The organism is Hymenobacter terricola, from assembly GCF_017921975.2.
Lineage (GTDB): Bacteria > Bacteroidota > Bacteroidia > Cytophagales > Hymenobacteraceae > Hymenobacter > Hymenobacter terricola.
This window is the reverse complement of record NZ_JAGEMO020000128.1, coordinates 1-7,442: the sequence shown is the minus strand read 5'-3', so window position 1 is coordinate 7,442 and position 7,442 is coordinate 1. Positions and strand designations below refer to the sequence as shown.

General features: G+C 64.4%; 4 protein-coding genes. All 4 read right to left on the bottom strand.

Features of this window, described 5'->3' with window-relative positions; translation table 11 throughout:
• The coding region (locus J4G38_RS26715) for a glycoside hydrolase family 3 protein (protein WP_317198238.1) at positions 1-1,254 on the bottom strand (1,254 nt) is incomplete at its 3' end.
• Between the two features lie 31 nt (positions 1,255-1,285).
• Positions 1,286-2,500, bottom strand: a complete 1,215-nt coding sequence (locus J4G38_RS26710) for a DUF4861 family protein (protein ID WP_210522170.1) — start codon at positions 2,498-2,500, stop codon at positions 1,286-1,288.
• A 131-nt stretch (positions 2,501-2,631) separates the two neighbouring features.
• The gene (locus tag J4G38_RS26705) at positions 2,632-4,077 is read right to left on the bottom strand and encodes a RagB/SusD family nutrient uptake outer membrane protein (RefSeq protein WP_210522171.1); all 1,446 of its coding nucleotides are present in this window, start codon (positions 4,075-4,077) and stop codon (positions 2,632-2,634) included.
• A gap of 18 nt (positions 4,078-4,095) precedes the next feature.
• Complete coding sequence (locus tag J4G38_RS26700; RefSeq protein ID WP_210522172.1) at positions 4,096-7,338, bottom strand: SusC/RagA family TonB-linked outer membrane protein; 3,243 nt, start codon at positions 7,336-7,338, stop codon at positions 4,096-4,098.
• Between the last annotated feature and the right edge of the window lie 104 nt (positions 7,339-7,442).

Here is a 7,442-nt window from a genome sequence, read left to right as displayed (position 1 = left end):
ATTGGCCAGCGGCACCTCCTCGTCGTCGGCATTGGGCCCCACCACGGCCAGGGTTTTGATGGTGTGGGCCAGCGGCAGGGTGTGGTGTTGGTTCTTGAGCAGCACGATGGACTTCTGCGCCGCCTCCAGCGCCAACTGGATGTGGGCCGGGGACTCTACCGTGCTGTAAGGAATTTTGGTGTAGGGATTGTCGGCGGGATTGTCGAAAAAGCCCAGCTTGAAGCGGGCCGTGAACAGGCGCTGGAGGGCCACGTCCAGCTCGGCCTCGGTTACGAGGTGCTGCGCCAGGGCTTTGTCCAGCGCGTTAAAGGCTTCGCCACACTCCAAATCCGAGCCCGCCTTGATGGCCAGGGCGGCGGCCTGCTCGGGCGTCGGCACCACTTCGTGGGCACCCTTTTCGTAGAAGAGCGTCACCGCGCCGCAGTCCGTGACGACGTAGCCATTAAAGCCCCATTGCTGGCGCAGCAGGGTGGTGAGCAGGAAGTTGCTGCCGCAGCAGGGCTCGCCCCGGAAGCGGTTGTAGGCGCACATCACCGAGTAGGCGTGGGCGTCCTGGATGCAGGTTTTGAAGGCCGGCGTGTAGGTCTGGTACAGGTCCCGGTCGCTCACGCGGGCGTCGAAGTGGCCGCGCGTGGCCTCGGGGCCGCTGTGCACGGCGAAGTGCTTGACGGTGGCAATGGCCTTGAAATAGCGCGGGTCGGGGCCCTGAATGCCTTCGACGAAGGCCCCGGCCAGGCGGCCGGTCAGGTAGGGGTCTTCGCCGTAGGTTTCCATGCCCCGGCCCCAGCGCGGGTCGCGGAAGATGTTGATGTTGGGCGTCCAGAACGTGAGGCCCTGGTAGATGCCGCGCTTGTCGTGGCGCACGAATTCCTCGTACTTGGCCCGGCCTTCATCCGAAATGGCCGTGGCCACGCGCCCGGCCAGCTGGGGGTCCCAGGTGGCGGCCAGGGCGATGCTTTGGGGGAACACGGTGGCCTTGCCGGCCCGGGCCACGCCGTGCAGGCACTCGTTCCACCAGTTGTAGGCCGGCACTTTCAGCCCCGCGCTGTCGATGGCCGTGCCGGTGTACATGAGCAGCTTGATTTTCTGCTTGAGCGTGAGCCGGCCCACCAGGTCGGCCACCCGCACGTCGGTGCTGAGCTGTGGGTCGAGGTATTTCAGGGGCGGGTCAGCCGGCGGTCGAAACGCCGCGAAGGCCAGCCCGCCCAGCACGCCAGCCGTGCCGAGGAAGAGGCGGAAGAAGTTTGATTTCATTAAATTGGTAATCAATTTGATGTAGCAGCGATTAGCTGCGTTTGCCGGCCGACGCGGCCCGCACCACCGTTATTTCCAGCGGCGCGGCTAGTAAGCGCGCCTGGGTGGCCAGGTAAGTATCCCAGTCGCCCACGGTGTGGAAGCGGCCGGCTTTGGTCCAGCCGTAGCCGGCGTAGTAGGTAAGGTGGGCGGCCGGCTTCAGGCGCACGAACAGGTGGCTTTGCTCCTTGCGGGCGGTGCGGTAGGTCCACCAGTTTTGCACCTGGCCGGGGGCCAGCACCAGGGCGGTGCCCAACTCCGAGTCGTCCATCGGCTCCCAGTGGCGGAACCAGCCCTCGGCGGGGCGGCCGGCTACGCTGCCTTTCAGCTCGTGCAGCGTGATACCCACCGTGATGGCTGGCACGGGGCCGTGGTCCGGGGTCACGAACACGTCGTAGCGGCTCAGCTGCTGGCCCGCGTCCAGGGTAATGCGCGTGCGCTGCCGCAGCTGCTGGCCGGCGGCCGGCCAGGGCGCGTAGGTCAGCTCAAACACGGTGCGGATGGGGCCGGTCGCCAGCGTTTTGTAGCTGACGAAGTTTTTGGAGACGGCCAGCGTGGAGTCTTTATCGTTCCACATGCCCAGGCCGCCGCAGCCGCGGCTGTCGCCCACGTGGTACGGGTCATAGCCCTCGCCATGGTCCTGGTGGTAAAAGCCCGGCTGCTTCACGTGTCCCGCGTACCACTTGTTGATGACGGGGTAGTTGACGCGCTTCAGCCAGCAGTCCATGCCGCTGGTCAGGGTGCCGTCTTTGGAGCCGGCTTCGGTGAGCTGCTGGGCTTTGGGCCCGTAGGTGCGGAAGGCCACTAAGTCGTTTTCCCAGGCATAATCGTCGATGCGCTCAGGCACGAGGCGGGAAAATGCCACTACGGCCGGCGCGGCCGGGGCCTCCCCTGCCGGGGCGATTTCAATAGTCAACTGCCGCCGCTCGCGGGCTTGCAGGGCGGTTTGCACCAGCAGCTGGTCCCAGGTGTGGTCGCCGTCATTGTCCAGCAACTGCGTTACCAGCAGCTGGCCGCTGGCCTGGTCGCGCACCCGCAGGCGCTCGGGGGTGGCCGTCAGGTGGAGCTGGCGCAAATCCAGCTCCACCGTCGTAGCCGGCCGGCTTTCGTTCAGCGGGTTGCGCACCTGGATGGTGAGCGCCGGAGCCGGCCCCACCGGGGCGCTTAGCAGGGCCGCGAGCCAGTAGGTGAGCATTGTTGAAATCATAGCGAGAAAGGGTAGCGATGAATAACCATTGGCAAAGCCCGCGCGGGAAGCCTGCATAGTAGCAGCTTCAAGGCAACTGGATAATTCCCACCACGGAACCAGGGCAGCGCGGGCTTCGCCGCAGGTATAGTTTAGTAGCCGGGGTTTTGCGTCAGCTTGGGGTTCAGGGCTCTTTCGCGGCTGGGAATCGGCAGTAGCCGGGCCTCGGGGCGGGGGTTCATGTTGGAGTTAACCCGGTCCAGGGTGGTGTAGGCGGCTTTGAAGGCCTGCATCGTCGTCACGTCCTTGCCCCAGCGGATGAGGTCGTACCAGCGCTGCCCTTCGAAGCACAATTCCACCCGCCGCTCCTGCTCGATGGCCAGCTGGGTATCGGGGCCCGAGAGCGTGAGGGGCTTGGCGGCCAGGCCCGCGCGGGTGCGGACGCGGTTGATTTGCGGGATGGCCTGGGCCGTTTTGCCGTTGTTGTTGAGCGCCTCGGCATACATGAGCAGCACGTCGGCGTAGCGCAGGATGGGCCAGTCGTTCTCGCCTTCGTTCTGCTGCGTTACCCGGTAGATAAACTTCTTGGGCCAGTAGTAGATATCGGCCGTGCCGTACAGGCCGATGAAGGCGGTTTTGCGGACGTCGCCGGCCTCAAACGCGTTGTACAAATCCAGCGTGCCGATGCAGGTGCTGTTGCCGGTAACGGAGGTGATGGTGGTGCCCGACGGCTGCGGCACGAAGGTGTGCACGAAGGAGTTGCCCTCGCCAAAGCCCGTAAACACGTACTGCGCGGCAAACACGATTTCGGCGTTGTTATCGTGGCCCAGCCCGAACACGTTGGTCACGTCCGGCAGAATCTGGTAGTTATTGGCCGTGACGACCTGCGCCAGCTTGGCTTCGGCTTCGGGCCATTTCTTTTCCTGCAGATAGACTTTGCCCAGCAGGGCCTGGGCCGCGCCCTTGGTGGCCCGGCCCAGGTCGGCGGCGGCGGGGTAAGTGACGGGCAGCGCCGCTTCGGCGTCGAGCAAGTCCTTCTCAATCTGGGCGTACACGTCCGCGAGGGGGGCGCGGTCGTACGTGTAGGCATCCTGCTCGTTGGTTACCTCGGTGAGCACCAGCGGCACATCGCCAAAGTAGCGCACGAGGTTGAAATACATCAGCGCCCGCAGGAACTTGGCCTCGCCCACGTACCGCGTTTTGTTGGCGGGATTGGCGAACGAAATCGGGTCAATCCGGCCCATTACCGCGTTGGCCGTGGCAATGGTGCGGTAGGCATCGTTCCAGGCCCCCGAAATCTGGCTGGTGGAAGGTGTCCAGGTCAGCTTGTCGAACGGCCCCTGGGCGCCCTCGCTCTCGCTGAAGGTGCGGGCGTTGTCGCTCGGCAGCTCCGCGAACTGATAGTAGCCGTTGTAGATACCGCGCAGGTTGCCGTAGGTGCCGATTAGAGCCTGCGTGAAGTCGGCTTCGGTCTTGTAGTAGCTGGATACCGGAATGTTGTCGTCGGGCGTGAGCTCGGTAAATTTTTTGCAGCTGCTGCCGCCCAACAGCAGGCCGGCCAGCAGCGCCAGGCGCAGGGAGAAAGTATACGGTTTCATACCGAAATAATTAGAAGATTAAAAACCAATGTTGATGCCGGCCGTCACGGTCCGGGAGGCGGGGTAAGCGCCCTGGTCGAGGCCCGGCCGGATGAGCGCGCTGTTGGTGCCACCGTTGAAAGTGCCCGCGTTCACGCTCACCTCGGGGTTGAGGCCGGGGTATTTGGTGAAGGTGAGCAGGTTCTGGCCCGTGACGTAGAGGCGCACCGATTGCAGCTTGGCGCGCTGGAGCAGGGCCGAGCTGATGGTGTAGCCGGCCGTGATGTTGCGCACGCGCAGAAACGAGCCGTCGAACACCGCCCGGTCAATGAGCTGGCTGCCAATGTTGTAGCCACTGGCCCCGGCAATGGGGTAGCGCGCGTCGCTGGGGTGCTCCGGGTCGAAGATGTTCTCGGCCACTTCGTGCGTGGTGTTGAGGTTGCCGTTCGTCACCAGGTTGCGCATGTTGCCGTTCGCTATCTGCACGCCCTGCACGCCCTGCAGAATCACGGTCAGGTCGAAGCTTTTGTAACCCAGGGTATTGGTCAGGCCGTAGGTGAAATCGGGCACGCCCTTGCCCACCAGGGTGCGGTCGCTTTCGTCAATTTTGCCGTCGCCGTTGGTGTCCTGAATGATGTAGTTACCAATTTTATCGCCGGCCACGTTTTTCGGGTACTTGGCCAGGTCGTCGGCGTTCTGGAAGATGCCCAGCGCCTTGAAGCCGTAGAAATTACCCAGCGGCTGGCCCACCTGCACCTGGTACACGTTGTTCCAGCCAAAAATGGCCACTTCGCCGGGGAACGCGGCCGGGCCGCCCAGGTCCAGCACCTTCGAGCGGTTGCCCGAAATGTTGCCGTTGATGGTCCAGCGCACGGCGCCCACTTTCAGGTTGGCCGTGGCGGCCAGCTCCAGGCCGCGGTTTTGCAGCTCGCCCACGTTTTTGCGGTAGCTGGTGGCGTAGCCCACCAGGCCGGGCAGGTCGCGGTTGAGCAGCATGCTGGAGGTGAGGCGGTTGTAGTAGTCCAGGCTCAGCGCAAACTTGCCCTGCGCGAAGCCGAAGTCCGCGCCCACGTCGGTTTGCGTGTTTTTCTCCCAGGTCAGGTCGGGGTTGGCGAGGCCATTCTGCGCGTAGCCGATGGACCGCGCGCCGTTGAAGCTGTAGTTGCGCCCAATCACGCTGTTGAGGTAGTTGAAGCTGCCGATGTTGGCGTTGCCGGTCCGGCCGTAGCTGGCCCGCACCTTGAACTCGCTCACCGCATTCTTCAGGCTGTTCCAGAAGGGTTCCTCGCTCACGCGCCAGGCCACCGAGGCCGACGGGAAATAGCCGGTGGGGTTATTCTGGCCAAAGCGCGAGGACCTATCGCTCCGGATGGCCGCCGAGGCAATGTATTTTTTCTTGTAATCGTAGGTAATCCGCCCCACGTAGGACAGAAACGCGGTTTTGTCGTAGCCCAGCTCGCCCACCCGGTCGGGCGAGGCAATCGGATTTTCGAGCAGCGTGTTGGCAAACGAGCCGCCGCGCCCGGACGTGGCCGTGGAGCTGGCCTGGAACTTCTGCATCGAGTACACGCCCAGCGCCGTGAAGCTGTGGTCGCCCAGCGTTTTAGAATACGTGGCGGTGTTTTCCCACAGGAAATCCAACGACGTCAGCTGCGACTCGCGGCCGAACACCGACGTGAGCACCGGCGTGGAGAGGTTGGCCTGGGGCGCGGCTTCCGAGGCCAGCGTGGCCGGAATGTAGGCGTGCTGCTTGTCCACGTTGAGCGTGGCGCCGCCGGTGGTTTTCAGCACCAGGCCCGCGAGGGGCTCCCACTCCAGGTAGGTGTTGCCAAACACCCGGTAGCTATCGAGCCGGTTCTGGTTCAGGTCCAGCACGGCGAGCGGGTTAAACAGGTTAGCCGCGTAAAACTGGTTGCCGTTGGGCTGGCGCTCGGGGGCGTTGTAGCCCTGGCCGTAATCGCCGTTGGGCCGGTACACCGGGATGCTCGGCGGCATGTACACCGCGGAGTTTGTGGCATTGGGCACGCCGCGGGTGCCGCCGGTTTCGCTGCTCTGGGAGCCGTTGTAGCCCCCGGCGGCCGACTGCCGGTTTTGCCGCGAAAAGGTGGGGGCCACCGTGAAGCCCACTTTCAACTTAGGCACCAGGTTGGCGTCGAGGTTGTAGCGCAGGTTGTAGCGCGCGTAGTCGGTGCCTTTCAGCACGCCGTCCTGCTGGAAATAGTTGCCGGACAAGGCAAACCGGGCCTTTTCCGACCCGCCCGACGCCGAGAGCTGGAACTCGGTAATTTTGGCGGTGCGGTAAATCTCGTTCTGCCAGTTCGTGTCCGACAGCGTGTTCAGGTCGATGTTGTCGTACACCGTCTGGGCCGGGGCATTGGGAAAGTTGCGGGTCCGGGCCAGAAACTTCGCGTACGCGGCGTACTCATCGCGGTTGAGCACGTCGAGCTTCTTGTTCACCTGTTGCAGGCCCGTGTAGGCCGTGAGCCGGAACACGGTTTGGCCGGCTTTGCCGCGCTTGGTGGTCACGATGACCACGCCGTTGGCTGCCCGCGAGCCGTAGATGGCCGACGAGGCCGCGTCCTTCAGCACCTCAATCGAGGCAATGTCGCTGGGGCTGATGGCGTTGAACTGCGAAGCATCCACCAAGGGGTAGCCGTCCACCACGTACAGCGGGTCAGCAGTCGTGCCCAGCGAGCCGCCGCCCCGGATAACGATGCTGGGCGGCGCGCCCGGCGTGCCGCCCCGGTCCGAGGTCACAACGACGCCGGGGGCCAGGGCCGCCAGCGACTCGCCCGGCGTGCCCACCGGCTGGAGGCCGATTTTATCGCCGTCGATGGTGGAAATGGCCGTCGACACCACTTTGCGCGACTGCGTGCCGTAGCCCACCACCACCACTTCGTTCAGCTTTTCGGCATCTTCCTTCAGCACGAGGTTGAATTCCGTCCGGCTGCCCACCTCCACGTCCTGCGCCAGGTAGCCAATGAAGCTGACGCGCAGCACCGGATTGGTGACCGTGGCCGGCAGGTCCAGCACGAAGGTGCCATCGAGGCCGGTGGAGGTGCCCAGCGTGGTGCCCTTTACCAGCACGGTCACGCCGGGAATGCCCGCGCCTTTTTCATCCACCACGCGGCCGCGCACTTCGGCCGTGGGTTTGAGCAAGGCCAGGCGGAACGGCGCACCGCCGGGCGCGGGGCTGGCCGGGAAGGCCTGCGCCGGCAGTGCCAGGCCACTGAGCAGGGCCGGCACCACCAGCCACCGCGGAGAGAGTAAACAAGGAGTCATGGGAATTTGGAAAAAGGTGAGAAACGTGCGTTGAAGGGCGCGGCAGGCGCGGGAGTGGCGAACCAGCCCCGGCCCCCGGCGAGGGGAAAAGTTAGAGCTGATAA

Excerpts from the sequence above, each read along its gene's own strand:
- J4G38_RS26710 (WP_210522170.1), bottom strand. The coding sequence starts at position 2,500 with ATGATTTCAACAATGCTCACCTACTGGCTCGCGGCCCTGCTAAGCGCC.
- J4G38_RS26705 (WP_210522171.1), bottom strand. The coding sequence starts at position 4,077 with ATGAAACCGTATACTTTCTCCCTGCGCCTGGCGCTGCTGGCCGGCCTG.
- J4G38_RS26700 (WP_210522172.1), bottom strand. The coding sequence starts at position 7,338 with ATGACTCCTTGTTTACTCTCTCCGCGGTGGCTGGTGGTGCCGGCCCTG.